Source organism: Marinobacter sp. E2, from assembly GCF_055755345.1.
On record NZ_CM146911.1, the window covers coordinates 312097 to 328808 of the forward strand.

Genomic DNA, 16712 nt, shown 5'->3' on the forward strand with positions numbered 1-16712 from the left:
TCAGGTCTTAAAGCGTGTCGGAAACGGAATCGGCCAGCGTTCTGGCCCTCTGGTTGTAAAACAGAATGGCGCCAATGGCCGAGGCCAGAATGAAAAAGCCGATACTCAGGGCAAGCTGATAGGCGTTGGCATTGCCGATGCCGCCGCCCGCCAGGGCAAACACCAGCATCTGTGGCAGGTACCCCAGTGTGCTGCCGGCCAGGAATGGCGCGAAACGAATCCCCGAACAGCCGGCGACGAGGTTGGTCAGCAGGTTGCTGCCGACCGGCAGCAGACGGACCATCAGCACTTTCAACAGGGTCTGTTCGCGAAACAGACGGTCGAAGGTCTGCATGCGTTTGCTGAACCTGCGGCTAAGGGGGATTCGCAGAAGCCATCGGGCCGCCAGAAAACAGCCGGTGGCGCCCAGCACCGTGGCCAGGGTGGACACCAGGGTGCCGTTAACGCCGCCCAGGGCAAACCCGAACACGAAAGCGAGTATCTGCCTGGGCGCACCCAGGCCGGTGAATACGGCGCCGGCTAACACGAGCGCCGCCAGGCCCACAACGCCATGACTCTGCAGGTAACTGGCCACCGCCGTCTGACTGGTCATGAAGTCCAGCCAGCCATAGTGGATGGCCAGATAGCCAACCAGCACCAGCGCCGAGAAAGCAAGCCATCGGGAGCCGTCTGGCATCTCAGGTACGCTCCGCCATGGATGCGTGAGCGCCGGCATGGTCGAGCTCGCGAATCACCGGTACCCGGGTGCGACGTAACAGCCAGAGGACACCCAGCAGATCAACGATCCCCGCCCAGGCACGATTCCAGGCATTGTATTTGGAGGTGCCAGCGGTTCTCGGGCGGTGATTGACCTCCACCACTGCAATCTCGCCACCGATGCCGCGCACCAGCGCCGGGATAAAGCGGTGGCCATGGTCGAACCAGGGCAGCTTCAGGAAGGTGTCCCGCGGAAACAGCTTCAGGCCGCAGCCGGTATCGGGTACCCCGTCATGGAGCAGGGCGTCGCGAACGCGGTTGGCCAGCTTCGACTGGAATCGCTTCCATGCCGTGTCCTTGCGGTTCTTACGATAGCCGGCGATGCAGAAATCCGGATTGGTCAGCGTGTTGGCTTTCTGCAGCAGCGCGGGAATGTCAGCCGGGTCATTCTGGCCGTCGCCGTCCATGGTGACGATCAACCGGCTGCGGGCCCGACGAATGCCGGAGGCCAGTGCACCGCTCTGGCCAATGCTCTGGTCGTGGCGAACCGTGACCAGTCGTCCCCCGAGGGCCCGGGCGGTCCGGATTGCGGTATCGAGGGTGTTGTCGGTGCTGCCGTCGTCCACCAGTACCACTTCGAAGCCATGGTAGTCCCGCATCACACCGAAGGCCTCGGTGAGCAGGCTGGCAATGTTGGCCGCTTCGTCCTTGGCTGGGATAACCAGTGAGAGAGTTCGTTCCTGGCCCATCAAGCATCATCCTTAGAAAAGGGAGTTGGCGATGGGGGCGAGTATCCGCCTTGAACCTTAAACCAACCTTAAGCGCGCTTACGCTTTGAGGATGGGCGGGCGGGAAGCCAGATGGTGGCACACAGGCCCCTCTGACTGTCGGGCCGGTCGGCGAGGGTAAGCTGGCCGCCATGAAGCTCGGCAATACGCCGGGCGATGGCAAGGCCCAGGCCGGCGCCGCCTCCCAGGCGCTGATCCAGGCGCACGAACCGGCTCAGGGCCCGTTCCCGTTCGTTTGCGGGAATGCCCGGCCCCTGGTCGCAGACGGTGATAAGGTAACCCTCTCCCGAGGGAGTCAGCCGGGTCTCGATGGTGGTGTGCTCCGGGCTGTACTGGATGGCGTTGGCCAGCAGGGACCGCATCAGGGTATTGATCAGGGCGCTGTGACAGCACACCAGGGCCTGGCCGGTATGATCCTCAAGCACCGGGTCGATGTGCTTTTTCAGGGCCAGGGGTGCCACGTCGGCAATGCTCTGCTCCACAATTGCTGACAGGTTGTGGTACTCGGGCGTAAAGTCGGCGCCCGAATCCACCCGGTTGAGCAGCAGCATCTGTTCCACCAGGTACACCATGCGATCAACGGACTGGATAAGGTCTTCGTATTCCCCCGGGTTGGTCTCGCAGATCTTTTCAAGGTTCAGGCGCAGTGCGGTCAGCGGGGTACGCAATTCATGCGCTGCGTCTGCCGAGAACCGACGCTCCCGCTCCAGGGCCTGGTTCAGTCGCCGCAGCAGGCCATTCACCGCCTGCACCAGGCCGGCCACCTCCCTTGGTGCCTGCCGGTCGTCCAGTGGGTGGATGTTTTCCGGGGCCATGTTGCGGACGGGTTTTTCGAGCTTTCGCAGGGGCTGAAAGCCCACCTGTATCGAAAGCAGCACCGAAAGCGCGAGCAGAGGAAGCACGATCAGGAAGGGCAACACATTGCCCATGGCGATTTCCTGGCTGAGTTCGTCGCGGACATCCTCCCTCTGTGCGGTTCGGATCCAGAACCCCGTTGCCGGATCCTGCAGAGTAAAGGTGCGCCATTGGTAACCCGCCACTTCCTGCCAGCTAAAGCCGCGCTCAAGACCATGGTCGTCATTGGCCCGAAGGGTATCGAGAATGGGCTCCCGGTCTGGCGACCAGACTTCGAACGCAATCTTGCGTTCGTACTTGTGTCCCGCGCCACCGGGCAGAATTTCATCTTCCTCCTCATCTCCCTGATAGGCGCTGCCCGGCAGTTGGAGGGTTTTCTCCAGCGTGTGGGTAATCTGTGCCATGGACTGGGTGGATGACAGGTGCTCCACCAGTCCCTGTACGATGCGGGTGCTCTGGGCCAGCTCGGCATCGAAGAGCTCTTCCAGCTGATGGTCGCTCACGTAGAAACCCCAGCCCGCGGCGATCAGGGTGATGAAAAAGACGGTGCTGGTGACCAGAAGGGTCAGCTTTCGAGTCAGGCTCATTCCGCAATAACCTCGGCGGCGGCCTTGCTGTCGAGCATGTAACCCACCCCACGGACCGTGCGAATGGTTTGTTTGCCCACCCGACGCCGAAGATGATGGACATGGACCTCCAGCGAGTTGCTCTCCGCGCCGTGCTCCCAGCCATAGAGCTGTTCCTCGAGCCGGCGCCGGGTCGCCACCTGGTCGGGATGCCGCATCAGGTAATGCAGGATCTGGAATTCACTGCGTGGGAGCGCTGCCGATTCACTGCCAACCTGGAGCTGGCCGGAGTCCGGATCCAGGATCAGCCGGCCCACTTGCAGGCCGCCACACCGGACCCCCGCGCCGCGCCGCGTGACGGCACGAATCCTCGCCTTAAGTTCCGCCATTGCGAAGGGTTTGGTCAGGTAATCATCGGCACCGGCGTTCAGCCCCTGCAGTTTTTCATTCAGATCGCTGCGGGCAGTCAGGATGATCACGGGCGTGTCAATGCCTTCTTTACGTACCCTGTTGACGATATCCAGCCCGTCCACCCGTGGCAGGGTCAGGTCAAGGATGGCCAGGTCAAAGCTGTCGTTGAGCAGGGCGTTCAGCGCCTGCTGACCATCGTCCAGCCAGTCAACGGTGTTCTGCCCGTCGCGAAGCATGCCCAGCATTGTGTTGGCCAGGGGGTGATCGTCTTCTACGAGTAATATTCGCATGCGGCAATCCGGTGAATGTTCATGAGCCCAACGGACGGTGTGTCTGTGAAGTGTAATCGATTGCGCGGCGTTTGCCGTTGCCATCCGGTACATCAGCGGTGCTGGCGGATACGGGCGACAGCAGAAACAGCCGATAGCGTCGGTCCTCCGCGATCGGACGGGCAATGTTGTCCAGACGGCGTTGCATGGCGGCATTGCCTTTCTCGACGGCCAGCGCCATGGGCTGTGGCAGACTGTTGGCCTCGAGCAGACGGAGAACGCTCTCATCGTCGATGCCCTGGGCCTTGCCGCGGCTGTAAAAGCGGGCTGAGAAGGGCGGTTGGTCGAGGTAAAACAGGTTGCTGGCGTCGAGTCCGGGGATCTTGTCAACCCTGGCGACCAGGTCCCGTTCGGTTTTCAGTTGTCCGGGATAAACGGCAAACCATCCGCCTGCCGCCGTGCCCAGAACGGGCACCAGAACCACCGCTAAACGAGCCCAGCGATAGGCCGTACCGGTAAGCGACGCTGACCAGAGGCTTGAGGCCAGCACGGCGAGGAAAGGCAGGCCTGGCAGCACGTACGTCCAGAGAATGTTGCCTGCCAGCGTAAAAAAGAGGGCCGGGCTCAGCGTGGCGGCCAGAACCAGTCCGTCGACACCGGCGAACTGGGGTGTCCATCCCGGCCGCAGTGACTCGCCGCGCCAGAGCCGTTTTGCCAGCAGCACCAGTGCAATCACGCCCCAGGGAAAACTCGCTGCCACCAGATACAGCCAGATGGTGCCTCGCGGGAATTCATGAGCGTTACCGTAGAGGTCGCCCTGCCAGCTGCTGACCACAAAGCGCTTGAAGTGCTCGCCCACAAGGAAGTAGTCCAGAAACCCCGGTGTTTTGAATTCGGCCACGACATACCAGGGCACGGACAGCGCCAGCATTAGCAGGGTGCCCCTGAGCCAGGGCAGCGCCCGCCATAGCGTCAGCCAGTTCCCGGTGACGGCGACCCAGAGCAGCACCGGCAACCCGGTCAAAACCAGTACCAGCGGACCCTTGGCAAGCAAGCCAATCGCCAGACCTGCGAAGAATAGCCAGCCCCACCGTTCTGGGCCTCCCTGAAGACGCACAATAAGACCCACCAGCGTCAGGGTTGAACCAAGGGCCAGGAAGGAATCGGTCATCACCGTGCCCGCGGTCAGGAATCCCAGCGCCGTGGTGGCGTAAATCAGGGCGGCCCACAGCCCGGCAGCGATGGCCGCCTCGCTGTTACGCTCGGGGTGCAGGTATCGGCGCGCGGTGAATACCAGATACACGATGGCCAGGTTGGCCAGCCATGATGGCAGCCTGCCGGCAAACTCTGACACCCCCAGCAGCTTGAATGCCAGCGCCTGAGTCCAGAAGGAGAGCGGCGGTTTGCCCCAGAAGGGCACGTTGTAATCGAACCAGGGCGTAATCCAGTCGCCGGTTTCGGCCATGATCCGGGCGATTTCGGCGTAGCGGGGTTCGGTGGTGTCGGCGAACGGCAGTATGGCGGTCAGTCCCAGTCGGAAGGCCAATACGCCAAACAGCAGCCACAACAGGGTGTTAATGTTTCTGGTCATTTCCGGCGACTCGCAGTTGCGGAAGGACAGTTCGGGAGGGGTCATCGCTGTCTTCGGAAACGATATAGACAGGACGTTGCTTGGTTTCCATGTAAATACGACCCACGTATTCCCCCAGCAGTCCGACGCAGAGCAGCTGAACGCCGGAAAGGAAGGTGATTATGGCGATCATCGAGGCATAACCGGGGGTGGATATGCCGAACACCAGAGCCCGGAGAACTTCCCAGGTGCCGAACAGGCCACCGGCACCGGCGGCCAGCAGGCCAAGAACCAGGGCCAGTCGCAGGGGGCGGGTCGAGAACGACGTGATGCCCTCCATGGCCAGATGCAGCAGCCTGAGGTAGTTCCATTTGGTGGATCCGGCCGCCCTCGCATCCCGGTCGAATTCCAGCGTCACAGTCGGCATGCCGACCCAGGCGAACATTCCCTTCAGGTAGCGGTTGCGCTCCGGTAACCGGTTCAAGGCATCCACCGTGCGGCGGCTAATGAGTCGGAAGTCGCCCGTGTCCACCGGTATGGGGGCGTCGCTCAGGCGGTTGATTACCCGATAGAAAAGCCTTGCGGTGGTTCGTTTCAGCCAGCTCTCCCCGGCCCGCGACCGGCGCTTCATCAGAACCACATCGGCGCCCCTCTGCCATTCCCGGACCATGGCCGGAATTAGCTCTGGAGGGTCCTGGAGATCGGCGTCGATCAAGACAACGGCCTCGCCGCGGGCGTGCTCCAGGCCTGCCGTGACGGCGGCTTCCTTGCCGAAGTTCCGGGACAGCTGTACCACGCGGATTCCAGACTCATGGTTTCTGGCACGCAACAGCAGCGCCACCGAATCGTCATGGCTGCCATCGTCAACGAATAGCAGTTCCACCGAACCGGGGATCTGCCGGCATACCCGGTTGAGCCGCTTGAGAAGGGCAGGAATCACCTCCGCCTCGTTGTGAACCGGAATAATCAGGCTGAGCATCGGATTACTGAGCATTGGCTGTCGGCGCTTCATGAAAAACAAACCTCTTGGCGAAGAGATAGTTGGCGAGGGCCACCAGGCCGGTCGCACTAAACTGAGACGGTGCAATGCCTGCTCCTGCCATCAGCAGTAGCGAAAACCCGGCGAGGTTCAAGACCCAGCCCAGCCCTGATCCGAGAAGGTAGCGTGGGAAGGCAACCGGGTGTGGCAGGTCGGATCGGAACGCGTAGCGGTGCTGGAGCAGGTAGTTCACCAACAGTCCTGCGGTGGCGCCAACCCCGGTGGCGAGCATTGCGTTAAGGCCCAGGCGAAGGAGGCACAGCATAACGAGCCAGTGGCACAGCGTGGCCAGGCCGCCGGCCATCAGAAACCTGGGTATGCTTCCCCGGGCTGTTGCTCGTGACAACGGGAGTTTCATACAGCCTCACTTAAAACACCGAGCGTTTTCAAAGAATTCCCGATATGGCCGGGCACTCTCCATCGCCGGGCACTCTCCATGGCGAGGCACTCTACGCAGTCATTCTTAAGCGAGCCTTAACCGTCTCAGTGGCAAAACCTTAAGGGCGGCTTAAGGTTTCAGGGGCAGGGTGTTAAGGCTGCTTTAAGGCTTCCTTCCTAATCTGGCTTCCATGATGAAAGTGCTGGCGAGGCGCAAACCAGGAGAGCCCAGATGACAGACCCGCTGATGATGTCCACGTATTGTCCCCCGGATTCCGGGGAGGTGGTTCCGGTCTTCCGTTGTGCCGGTCGCTGGTTTAACGAAATCCGCCCCGAGACCGCCATGGCCGGAACCGTCGCGGGTTTCATCCGCCGTCGCTTCCTCCATGCCTACGGTGCCGAGCCCACCCTGCGTATACCGGCGCTGCTGGCGCTGACCACTGCCCAGGGCAGCCTGCTGGCCGCCGTGGGGGTACGCAATGCCGCGCTGGAGAGACTGTTTCTGGAGGACTATCTGTCGGTGCCGGTGGAATCGGTGCTGCCGGAGCCGGGCGTTGAGCGTCACCGGATTGCCGAGATTGCCCATCTGGCCGGTGTGGAAGCCGGCGTCAGCCGGTTCCTGTTTGCGTCGCTGTCGGTGTGGCTCGATGGTGCCGGATACGACTGGGTGGTCTGTACCGGCACCGACCAGTTGCGCAACAGCTTTCATCGTCTCGGTATTGCGACCGACGTCCTGGGTGACGCCGATCCGGCCCGCTTGCCCGATGCTGGCGCCGGCTGGGGCCGTTATTACGATCATCACCCGGTGGTCATGGCCATTCGGGTGGCGGATGGCATGTCCGCCCTTCGCAGCGCAGGCCTTCTGCGCCTGATTCAATCCGTCGACCCCGATTGTGCAGACGGCACCGCAGCCGGAGGTTCCTATGGCCACATTGCCTGACCTGCTGGCACGCCAGGCTGGCACGCATCCGTCGCGAACGGCTTTGCAGGGGCCGGAGGCTGCCTTTACCTACGCCCAGATGATGCAGGCGGCGCAGGCCCTGGCCGATCAACTGACCCGTTCGGGTGTGCGCAGGGCCGGGCTGTGTGGCGACAACACCATGGCCTGGGTTCTGGCCGATCTGGCGTGCCTGCTGTCCGGGGTGGTGTGTGTGCCGGTACCGGTGTTTTTCTCACCATCGCAAACCGCCCACCTCACCGAACGCGCGGGCCTGGATTGCCTGCTGTCGGCGGAGGCGTCAGACGGCGGCGAGCATCTGGGGCATGGCGTCTGGTTGACGCGATTGCCCGAAGCCCGCGGCGAGGCATGGATGCACGAGCAGACGGCAAAAATCACCTTCACCTCGGGCAGCACGGGCACCCCCAAGGGTGTGTGCCTGTCCATCGCCCAGATGACCGCGACCACCCTGGCCCTGAAAGAGCGTTTGGCCGGTGTATCCCTGGAGCATCACCTGTGCATTCTGCCCCTGGCCACCCTGCTGGAGAACATCGCCGGTGTTTATCTGCCCCTGTTGATGGGCGGCACGGTCACCGTGGCACCCCTGCACCGCCTGGGTATGACGGGCAGCAGCGGCCTGGACGTCAAACGGCTGGTAGAGGCTATTCATCACCATCGGCCCCACTCGCTGATACTGGTTCCGGAACTGGCGCAGGCCTTGGTGGCCGCGGCCGAGCAGCAGCAACTGAGCGGTGATGGCTTCCGGTTCCTGGCGGTGGGCGGCGGACGGGTGTCTTCCGATCTGCTGGCCAGGGGGCGTGCCGTCGGGCTTCCGCTTTACGAAGGCTACGGCCTGTCGGAGTGCGGTTCCGTGGTGGCCCTGAACGTGCCCGGCGCCGAGCGAGAGGGCTCCGTTGGCCAGCCGCTGGGTCACGTGCGCGTTCGGGTGGATGACCGCGGCCACATCCGGGTTGCCGATAACACCCACCTGGGCTATCTGGGCGACCGCGCCGTCGAGGATGGGTGGCTGGATACCGGAGATCTCGGCGCCAGTCTTGCCGACGGGTTCCTGTCGGTCAACGGCCGCGCCAAGAACCTGCTGATCACCAGCTTTGGTCGCAACATCAGCCCCGAGTGGCTGGAGAGTGAGCTGATTCAGGCCCTGGGCGCGCGTCAGGCTGTGGTGTATGGCGACGGCGACCCGCATCCCTCGGCCTTGCTGGTGGTGCAGGATGATCGCTCGACAGACGCTCTGGAGGCGCAGCTTGCGTCCCTCAATGAACGCCTGCCGGATTACGCACGGCTCGCCCGGGTGCATGTCCGGCGCCAGCCGCTTACCCACGCCGATGGCTACCTGACCGCCAACGGGCGCCCCATGCGACAGCGCATTCAGGCAGACCTGCCGACACTGGTGGGCGGCGCCCACTCAATCACTGTTGACCCTGACCATTCTTCACACCCGCCAGGAGGATCTTTCATGGCATTTTTCGATCGACTGCAGTCCGAGACTGCCGAGGCCCGCGCCCACGTCACCGGCGCGCCCGTTATCAGCGCCATTCGCGAGGGTCGTTTTGATCTTGATGGCTACACCTGGTTCCTGACCCAGGCCTACCACCATGTCAAACACACGGTTCCCTTGATGATGGCCTGTGGCGGCCGATTGCCCGAGCGCCTGGAATTCGTGCGCAAGGCACTGGTGGAATACATTGAGGAGGAGTACGGCCATCATGAGTGGATTCTGGACGATCTTGCCGCCTGCGGCGAGGACAAGGAAGCCATTCGACACGGCACACCGGACACCTCCATCGAGCTGATGGTTGCCTACCTGTACGACCGGATCAACCGGGGCAACCCGGCTGCCTTCTTCGGCATGGTCCAGGTGCTTGAGGGCACCTCCATCGAGCTGGCGACACCGCTGGGTGAAGCCATCCAGAAGCAGCTGAAGCTGCCCAACCAGGCCTTCAGCTATCTATACTCCCACGGTGCCCTGGACCAGGAGCATTTCGAGTTCTTCCGCAACCTGATGGACAGCATCACCGATCCGGACGACCAGCAGGCCATCATCGAGGCCGCGCGCATGGTTTACCGCCTTTACGGCGACATGCTGCACAGCATCCCGCTGCCCGCCCGACGCAAGGAGCAAAGCCATGCGATTGCATGATCGGGTGTTTCTGCTTCTGGGCGGCTCCGGTGGTATTGGCAAGGCCCTGATTGCGCCGCTGGTCCACGCCGGCGCCCGGGTGATTGTGGCCTCTCGGCACCCGGAGCGCCTGGAACACCGCGAAGGGGTGTCGCCGGTGTATCTCGACCTGGCAGCGGCGGATCTCGACCAGCAGCTGGTGCGCCTGAACGAGGCCTACCCCGACATCGACGGCGTGATTCACTGCGCCGGCCAGAACCGGTTTGCCAGTCTTGGCAGGATGCCGGTGGCCGAGCTGGATGCCCAGTTGATGGTTAACCTGCGTTCGGCGTTGCTGGTGGCACGGCATTTTGCGCCAAGATTCGAGAAAGCCGGCCAGGGCGCGTTGGTGTTCGTGGGCTCCACGTTCGGCAGCATCGGCTTTCCCGGCTACACCGCCTACTGCGCCAGCAAGTTCGGGCTTCGCGGCTTTACCGAGTCGCTGCGACGGGAGCTGGCAGATACGCCGGTGCAGGTGGTGTATGTGGCGCCACGGGCAACCGCCACGGCGATGAATCCCGAAGCGGTGAACCAGCTCAACCAGGCGCTGGGCAATACCATGGATCCGCCGGAAAAGGTGGCCTCGGAGATACTCCGGGCCATGGAAAACGATCAGCGCCGGCGCTTCCTCGGTTGGCCAGAACGTCTGTTCGTGGTGATCAATGGCATCCTGCCTCGACTGGTCGACAAGGCGATGCTCAAACAGCTGCCGGTGATCCGGCGGTTCCTTGATTCGAGGGCCCTGTCATGAGATCTGTACTATTGGCATTTCTTGTCCTTCTCGCACAGCCCGTCTGGTCCGCGGACCTGGAAACCGAGCTGTCGGCCATCCAGCATCGCTGGGCGGAGATCCAGTATCAGATGCCTGACGACCAGAAGGAAAAGGCCTTCGAGGCCCTGGCCGGCGAGGCAGAAGACTTTGTGGCGCATTACCCGGACCGCGCCGAACCCCTGATCTGGCAGGGTATCGTGCTCAGCACCTATGCCGGTGCCAAGGGTGGTCTTGGTGCCCTGGGTCCGGTCAAGGATGCCCGCAAGTCGCTGGAGGCCGCACTGGCTATCAATCCTGAGGGTCTGGATGCGAATTTCTTCTTCGGTGATTTCCTGCTCGATCAGGGTGAACCGGAGCGGGCCCGCGCCTATCTACAGAAGGTGCTCGAAGCACCGGGACGGCCCGGCCGGGAAGTGGCTGATGCTGGACGCCGTGCCGAAGCCAGGCAGCGTCTGGAAACCCTGTAAGAGGCTCATGTTCTTCCCTGGCTGGCGCGACCGGGTGAGCTACACTCCCTAATATAGTGAGGGTAGGTCCTTCAGTCAGGGAGACAGTTAGTCCATGGTGAGCAGGTCCGACGATGGGCAGGCGACTGCGATGCCAGCCCATTTTTTTCAGAAACTGGCTTCCGGTGTTCCAGGCGTCCTGTTCACCTACTGGCTCAGCGCCGACGGCCAGTCCCATCGATACCCGTTCGTCAGTCACCAGGTACAGACCCTGTTTGGCCTCGACCCCGCCGCGCTCAATGAAAACGCAGACGCCGTGTTCTCGGTGATCCACCCGGAAGACGCTGACGCGATCACCGCGAGCATCCAGCAGTCCGCCACCACGGGTAAACCCTGGCGCTATCGGGCCCGACTTCGGCTCGCGGATGGCCAGTACCAATGGTTTGAGGCGCACTCGGTGCCAGAGCGACAGGCCGACGGCAGTACTCTCTGGTACGGACAGTTTCACAACATCCAACCTTATAAAGAGCTGGAACACCATCTCCGGGAGAGCGAGGCGGAATTCTCCTTCCAGGCCGGCTTCCAGCGGCTGATTGCCCGCCTGTCCACGGAATTTATCAACCTCGGGTTCGGCACCATTGACCAGTGTATCGATGAGCTGCTCCGGTCTATCGGTGAGTTTTTCGAAGTGGACCGTGCCTACGTCTATGGCTTTTCGGACGATTACCAGCGGATGACCAACACCCACGAGTGGTGTCGTGCGGGAGTGCCCGCCCTGAAAGACAGCCAGCAGGACGTGGTCATCGAGCACTTCCACTGGTGGCAGGAGCAGATTGAGGGCATGGTCAGTGCCAGCCGCGTGGTGTTTATCGAGGATGTCGACCGGTTGCCCGCGGCGGCGGCCGCCGAGAGGGCCCTGCTGCAGGAACAGGGCGTGTCTTCCATGTTTTCCGTGCCCATTCGCGTGCGGGGCCGGGTAACCGGCTTTTTTGGTGTGGATTCCCTGCGGCGACGATCCTGGCGCCAGGATCAGGCGGACTTGCTGATTATTGTGTCGGGCCTGTTGTCCGGCGCCCTGGAGAGGCATCGACTGGAAGAAGAATTGCTTAACCAGTCCATCCGTGATCCGCTGACGGGCCTGCATAACCGCCGTTACCTCATGCCCCGCCTTGAGGAACTCCTGGGGCGCAGCAACCGTCGGGGCGAGAAATTTGCCCTGGCGATGTTCGATGTTGACCACTTCAAGTCCATCAACGACTCCATCGGGCATCTGGGGGGCGATTACATACTCCAGAGGATTGCGGCGATCCTGACCAGCCAGACCCGCACCATGGACGTAATTGCACGCTTCGGCGGGGAAGAGTTCCTGGTGGTGTTCAATGCCCTGGAACAGACCGACGTGCCGCAGCTGGTGATGCGGGTTCTGCAATCGGTGCGTGATGAGCAGTTCGTGTTTGAACGCAGGTCGGTGCCGGTAACGCTGAGCGCCGGCGTTGCCGGCATTGATGAGTTTACGGCCACGCCGGCCACCCCGGAGGCGCTGATAGGCCTGGCGGACCATCGGCTCTACCTGGCCAAGGAGAACGGTCGGAACTGCCTGGTGGATGCATCAGGGACAGTGCGCATATGAAAAAAGATGATTTCACCTCATATTACTTAATGATATATCCTTAGATCGAAAGTAATTCTGGCTTTGCAACAGATTCAGAGAGGTGAACGTCATGAGCAATCCCACCGTGCAGCCGTTCTTTGATGAACCGACCAACACCTTCAGCTACGTGGTGCGCGATCCGGACAGTCACTCCTGCGCCATCCTCGATTCCGTGCTGGACTTCGATTACGCCGCCGGTCGAACCGACGTGCGCTCGGCCGATGCCATCATCGAGTTTGTTCAACGCAACGACCTGAAGGTCGAGTGGATTCTGGAAACCCACGTCCATGCCGATCACCTGTCTGCGGCGCCTTACCTGCATGAGCAACTGGGTGGTAAAACCGGCATTGGTGCCCATATCCGCGATGTTCAGGAAATCTTTGGCAAGGCCTTCAATGCAGGCACCGAGTTCCAGCGCGATGGCAGCCAGTTTGACCGGCTGTTCGAGGAGGGCGACAGCTTCAATATCGGCGGTTTGACCGCACGGGTGCTGCACACGCCCGGACACACGCCAGCGTGCCTCACCTACGTGATCGGTGACGCCGCCTTCGTGGGCGACACCCTGTTTATGCCCGATTATGGTACTGCCCGCTGCGACTTCCCCGGCGGCGATGCCCGAACCCTGTACCGGTCCATCGGCAAAGTGCTGGCGCTGCCGCCGGAGACCCGCCTGTTCCTGTGTCACGACTACAAGGGGCCGGACCGTGAGGAATACCAGTGCATGACCACCGTGGCCGAGCAGCGGCGGGGCAATGTCCACGTGCACGAGGGCATCTCCGAGGATGCGTTTGTGAAGATGCGCACCGAGCGCGACGCCACCCTGGGCATGCCGCGCCTGATCATTCCCTCGGTCCAGGTCAACATGCGTGCCGGGCACATGCCGCCGGCGGAGAGCAACGGCCAGGTGTACCTGAAAGTGCCGATCAACCGGTTCTGACGCCGACCATGAGCCTCAAACGTTACCTGCCCATTCTGCAGTGGGCGCCCGGATATGGCCGGGACCAGGCCACCAGCGATCTGGTGGCCGCAACCATCGTGACCGTGATGCTGATTCCCCAGTCGCTTGCCTACGCGCTGCTCGCGGGGCTGCCGGCCTACGTGGGGCTGTACGCCAGCATCCTGCCGCTGATGGTGTACGCGGTTTTCGGCACCAGCCGCACCCTGTCGGTGGGCCCGGTGGCGGTGGCCTCGCTGATGACCGCGGCTGCCCTGGCGCCGCTGGCAGAGGTGGGCAGCCCGGAGTACCTTGCTGGCGCCGTGCTGCTGGCGGTGATGTCCGGCCTGATGCTGACGGTGATGGGCATCCTGCGGCTGGGCTTTCTGGCCAACTTTCTCAGCCACCCGGTGATTTCCGGGTTTATCACGGCCTCAGGCCTGGTGATCGCTGCCAGCCAGGTCAAGCATCTGTTCGGTGTCCAGGCCTCCGGCCACAACCTGCTGGAGATCGGCCGCTCCCTGTGGCTCACGATCGGTCAGTTCAATGGCGTGACCCTGCTGTTGGGCGCGGGAACCCTGGTGTTCCTGGTTTTCGCTCGCAAGGGCCTCAAGCCCTTGCTGGTGACCCTCGGTTTGGCGCCCAGAGTGGCGGATATCCTGGGCCGGACCGCCCCCATTGTGGCGGTGGTGGTCACCACCCTGCTGGCCTGGCAACTGGACCTGGAAAGCGCCGGCGTGAGGCTGGTGGGCGAGGTGCCTCGGGGGTTGCCGGAGCTGACCTTGCCGAGTCTGGATCCCGGGTTGTGGCAGCAGCTGGCAGTCAGCGCCCTGCTGATTGGCGTTGTCGGTTTTGTGGAATCGGTGTCGGTGGGGCAGACCCTCGCAGCCAAGCGCCGCCAGACCATTGACCCGGACCAGGAGCTGATCGGACTGGGCACCGCCAACCTGAGCGCCGGCCTGTCCGGGGGGCTGCCGGTGACCGGTGGATTTTCCCGGTCGGTTGTGAACTTCGATGCGGGTGCGGAAACACCGGCGGCCGGCGCCTATGCCGCTGTGGGTATTGCCCTGGCGACGATGTTCCTGACGCCGGCCATCGCCTATCTGCCCCAGGCCACTCTGGCAGCCACCATCATCGTGGCGGTGTCTACGCTGATTGACCTGCCCGCGTTGGGGCGCACCTGGCGCTATTCCCGCCCGGATTTCGGTGCCATGCTCGCCACCATCGTGCTGACCCTGGTGCACAGCGTGGAAGCGGGCATCGTTGCCGGGGTGGCGCTGTCGATCGGCCTGTTCCTGTACCGCACCAGCCGGCCCCACAGTGCCGTGGTGGGTCGCGTTCCGGGCACCGAGCACTTCCGCAATGTGCTTCGCCACAAGGTGGAGCTGTGCCCACGGGTGACTTTCCTGCGGGTAGACGAAAGCCTGTACTTCGCCAACGCCCGGTTCCTGGAAGAAACGGTAATGGATCTGGTGACCCGGCAGCCGGAACTGCAGGATCTGGTGCTGGTGTGCCCGGCGGTGAACCTGGTGGATGCGTCCGCCCTGGAAAGCCTGGAAGCCATCAACGAACGTATGAAAGACGCGGGCGTTCGGTTGCACCTGTCGGAAGTGAAAGGGCCGGTGATGGATCGCCTGCAGGACACTGAACTGCTGTCGCACCTGGGCGGGCAGGTGTTCCTGAGCACTTACGAAGCCTGGCAGCGCCTGACCGACCGGAGCCGGCTCGACCGCCAACCCGCCTAAGCGTGGCATGCCGGCTTGCGCTCCGGGTGGGGCAAGCCTATATGATGGTCTCCTTGACGCGATCGTTCCGGTAGATTCCCCATGGGCATGACCGAAAACCTGTTATCGACCAGCCAGTGGATTCTCACCCTGGTGATTTTTCTGGCCATTCTCGTTCGTGCGGCCCGGACCATCGACTGGCAGGGGTTCCGTAAGGACAACGCGTTGCAGCACTCCTTTTTTGGCGCAGCGGTTGTATTGGGGTTTGTCTGGCAGCTGCGCGCCGGGCTGTCTCCCGGCCTGGCCATTCATGTGTTCGGCATCACCGTGATCACGCTCATGCTGGGCTGGGCACTGGCGGTGATGGCAGGGCTGCTGGCGCTGGTGATTACCGTGATCACCGGCCGCGAACCCCTGGTCATGTTTGCCGCCAATGGCCTGATCACGGTTATGGTGCCGGCCATGGTGAGCCACGGCATCATGCTGTGGGAGCGGCGGCGCAATTTCCGGAATTTTTTCGCGTATATCTTCTTCTGCGGCTTTTTTGGAGCGGGTCTTGCGGTAGCCGCGGCTGGCATCGTCATGTGCCTGATGCTCTGGAGCAGCGGGGTCTACACCTTTGACGAACTGGTGCACGAATACCTCCGCTACCTGCCACTTTTCATGATTCCCGAAGGCTTTGTGAACGGCACCTTCGTCACTGGCCTGATGGTGTTCCATCCGGACCGCCTCACTACCCTCGATCAGCGTCGGTACCGCTGACCTCAGGTTTGTCTCCCTGCTCAAAAGACCCCGTCCGTGATGGGCGAGTACTGCACTTCCGGGTGATCCGTTTCTGGCGGGAGTCGTATCCCTCGGTGACTCTGGTCGGACCCTGCGTGCCGCGCTCGCTGCCAGAGTTTAAGTGCATGGCGGTTACCCGCGTCCCATAGCCAGCGGGTGACATTCTGCCCCGGGTGGATCCAACTCCTCCACCCGGGGCTTTTTTATGTCGCCGAACCCTGGATCGCCCATTGTTCCTCTCATAAGATGCGTTACCGGCTGGGCCAGTAACGCTGCATCTCCACATACAGGAACGACGCACTCCAGGTAATCAGTACAAGGCCTGTCAATGCTTCGATGCCGGTCAGGAATCGCATCACACCCAGGGCCTCGATGTCGCCGTAGCCCAGGGTGGTAAAGGTGGTGAAGGAAAAGTAGACGCAGTCCAAAAAGCTGCCCGAGGTGTTACCGGTGAGTGCACCCCAGCCTTCGGTCCTGAGCATCACATAATAGGCCGTGGCAAAAATCCACACCTGCAGGGTATGGGTGGCCAGCACGCCCAGAACACCGACAATCAACCGGAAATGGTGGCTCTGGCGCATTCGGCCCAGCAGGCCACTGAGGCGCACCAGTACCTCGTTATGCAGCACCACGACGACCACCACAAGGATTATGTTGATGATGCTGGCGTTCAGGATGTGCAGGAGGTGTTCCACTGCTCTATGGTTCCCTGTG

The 16712-nt window shown here is 62.4% G+C and carries 16 protein-coding genes; 8 read left to right on the forward strand and 8 right to left on the reverse strand.

What is annotated here, in order from left to right:
* Positions 1-7 precede the first annotated feature (7 nt).
* From AC0J1C_RS01330 to AC0J1C_RS01360, 7 genes are all read right to left on the reverse strand, one after another.
* Complete coding sequence (locus AC0J1C_RS01330) at positions 8-676, reverse strand: TVP38/TMEM64 family protein (protein WP_473045276.1); 669 nt, start codon at positions 674-676, stop codon at positions 8-10.
* 1 nt (position 677) lies between these two features.
* Positions 678-1445: a glycosyltransferase family 2 protein gene (locus AC0J1C_RS01335; RefSeq protein WP_473045277.1), complete on the reverse strand. Its 768-nt coding sequence runs from the start codon at positions 1443-1445 to the stop codon at positions 678-680.
* 68 nt (positions 1446-1513) lie between these two features.
* Complete coding sequence (locus AC0J1C_RS01340) at positions 1514-2926, reverse strand: ATP-binding protein (protein WP_473045278.1); 1413 nt, start codon at positions 2924-2926, stop codon at positions 1514-1516.
* Positions 2923-3606 (reverse strand): response regulator transcription factor, encoded by a 684-nt coding sequence (locus AC0J1C_RS01345; protein WP_473045280.1) that lies wholly within the window; start codon positions 3604-3606, stop codon positions 2923-2925. The genes AC0J1C_RS01340 and AC0J1C_RS01345 overlap by 4 nt, the downstream gene beginning before the upstream one ends.
* Before the next feature lie 19 nt (positions 3607-3625).
* Positions 3626-5176, reverse strand: a complete 1551-nt coding sequence (locus AC0J1C_RS01350) for an ArnT family glycosyltransferase (RefSeq protein ID WP_473045281.1) — start codon at positions 5174-5176, stop codon at positions 3626-3628.
* A complete protein-coding gene (locus AC0J1C_RS01355) occupies positions 5160-6167 on the reverse strand; it encodes a glycosyltransferase family 2 protein (RefSeq protein WP_473045282.1) in 1008 nt (335 codons plus the stop codon). The genes AC0J1C_RS01350 and AC0J1C_RS01355 overlap by 17 nt, the downstream gene beginning before the upstream one ends.
* The gene (locus tag AC0J1C_RS01360) at positions 6139-6552 is read right to left on the reverse strand and encodes a GtrA family protein (RefSeq protein ID WP_473045283.1); all 414 of its coding nucleotides are present in this window, start codon (positions 6550-6552) and stop codon (positions 6139-6141) included. Before AC0J1C_RS01360 ends, AC0J1C_RS01355 begins: the two co-directional genes overlap by 29 nt.
* Positions 6553-6804: 252 nt before the next feature.
* On the opposite strand from AC0J1C_RS01360, the gene AC0J1C_RS01365 reads away from it, so the two are divergent.
* The 8 genes from AC0J1C_RS01365 to AC0J1C_RS01400 all read left to right on the forward strand — a co-directional run bounded on the left by AC0J1C_RS01365 (position 6805) and on the right by AC0J1C_RS01400 (position 15977).
* Positions 6805-7512, forward strand: coding sequence for a thermostable hemolysin (locus AC0J1C_RS01365; protein ID WP_473045284.1), 708 nt, complete (start codon positions 6805-6807; stop codon positions 7510-7512).
* Positions 7496-9670, forward strand: coding sequence for an AMP-binding protein (locus AC0J1C_RS01370; RefSeq protein WP_473045285.1), 2175 nt, complete (start codon positions 7496-7498; stop codon positions 9668-9670). The genes AC0J1C_RS01365 and AC0J1C_RS01370 overlap by 17 nt, the downstream gene beginning before the upstream one ends.
* Positions 9657-10439, forward strand: coding sequence for an SDR family oxidoreductase (locus tag AC0J1C_RS01375; protein WP_473045286.1), 783 nt, complete (start codon positions 9657-9659; stop codon positions 10437-10439). Before AC0J1C_RS01370 ends, AC0J1C_RS01375 begins: the two co-directional genes overlap by 14 nt.
* On the forward strand, positions 10436-10927 hold the full coding sequence (locus AC0J1C_RS01380; RefSeq protein WP_473045287.1) for a tetratricopeptide repeat protein: 492 nt from the start codon (positions 10436-10438) through the stop codon (positions 10925-10927). Before AC0J1C_RS01375 ends, AC0J1C_RS01380 begins: the two co-directional genes overlap by 4 nt.
* 130 nt (positions 10928-11057) lie before the next feature.
* Positions 11058-12536, forward strand: coding sequence for a sensor domain-containing diguanylate cyclase (locus AC0J1C_RS01385; protein ID WP_473045288.1), 1479 nt, complete (start codon positions 11058-11060; stop codon positions 12534-12536).
* A gap of 91 nt (positions 12537-12627) precedes the next feature.
* A complete protein-coding gene (locus AC0J1C_RS01390) occupies positions 12628-13494 on the forward strand; it encodes an MBL fold metallo-hydrolase (protein WP_473045290.1) in 867 nt (288 codons plus the stop codon).
* 8 nt (positions 13495-13502) lie between these two features.
* Complete coding sequence (locus tag AC0J1C_RS01395; RefSeq protein WP_473045291.1) at positions 13503-15236, forward strand: SulP family inorganic anion transporter; 1734 nt, start codon at positions 13503-13505, stop codon at positions 15234-15236.
* A gap of 81 nt (positions 15237-15317) precedes the next feature.
* Positions 15318-15977, forward strand: coding sequence for an energy-coupling factor ABC transporter permease (locus AC0J1C_RS01400; protein WP_091989949.1), 660 nt, complete (start codon positions 15318-15320; stop codon positions 15975-15977).
* Between the two features lie 272 nt (positions 15978-16249).
* On the opposite strand, the gene AC0J1C_RS01405 is transcribed toward AC0J1C_RS01400, so the two are convergent.
* Positions 16250-16675 (reverse strand): potassium channel family protein, encoded by a 426-nt coding sequence (locus AC0J1C_RS01405; RefSeq protein WP_473046487.1) that lies wholly within the window; start codon positions 16673-16675, stop codon positions 16250-16252.
* Between the last annotated feature and the right edge of the window lie 37 nt (positions 16676-16712).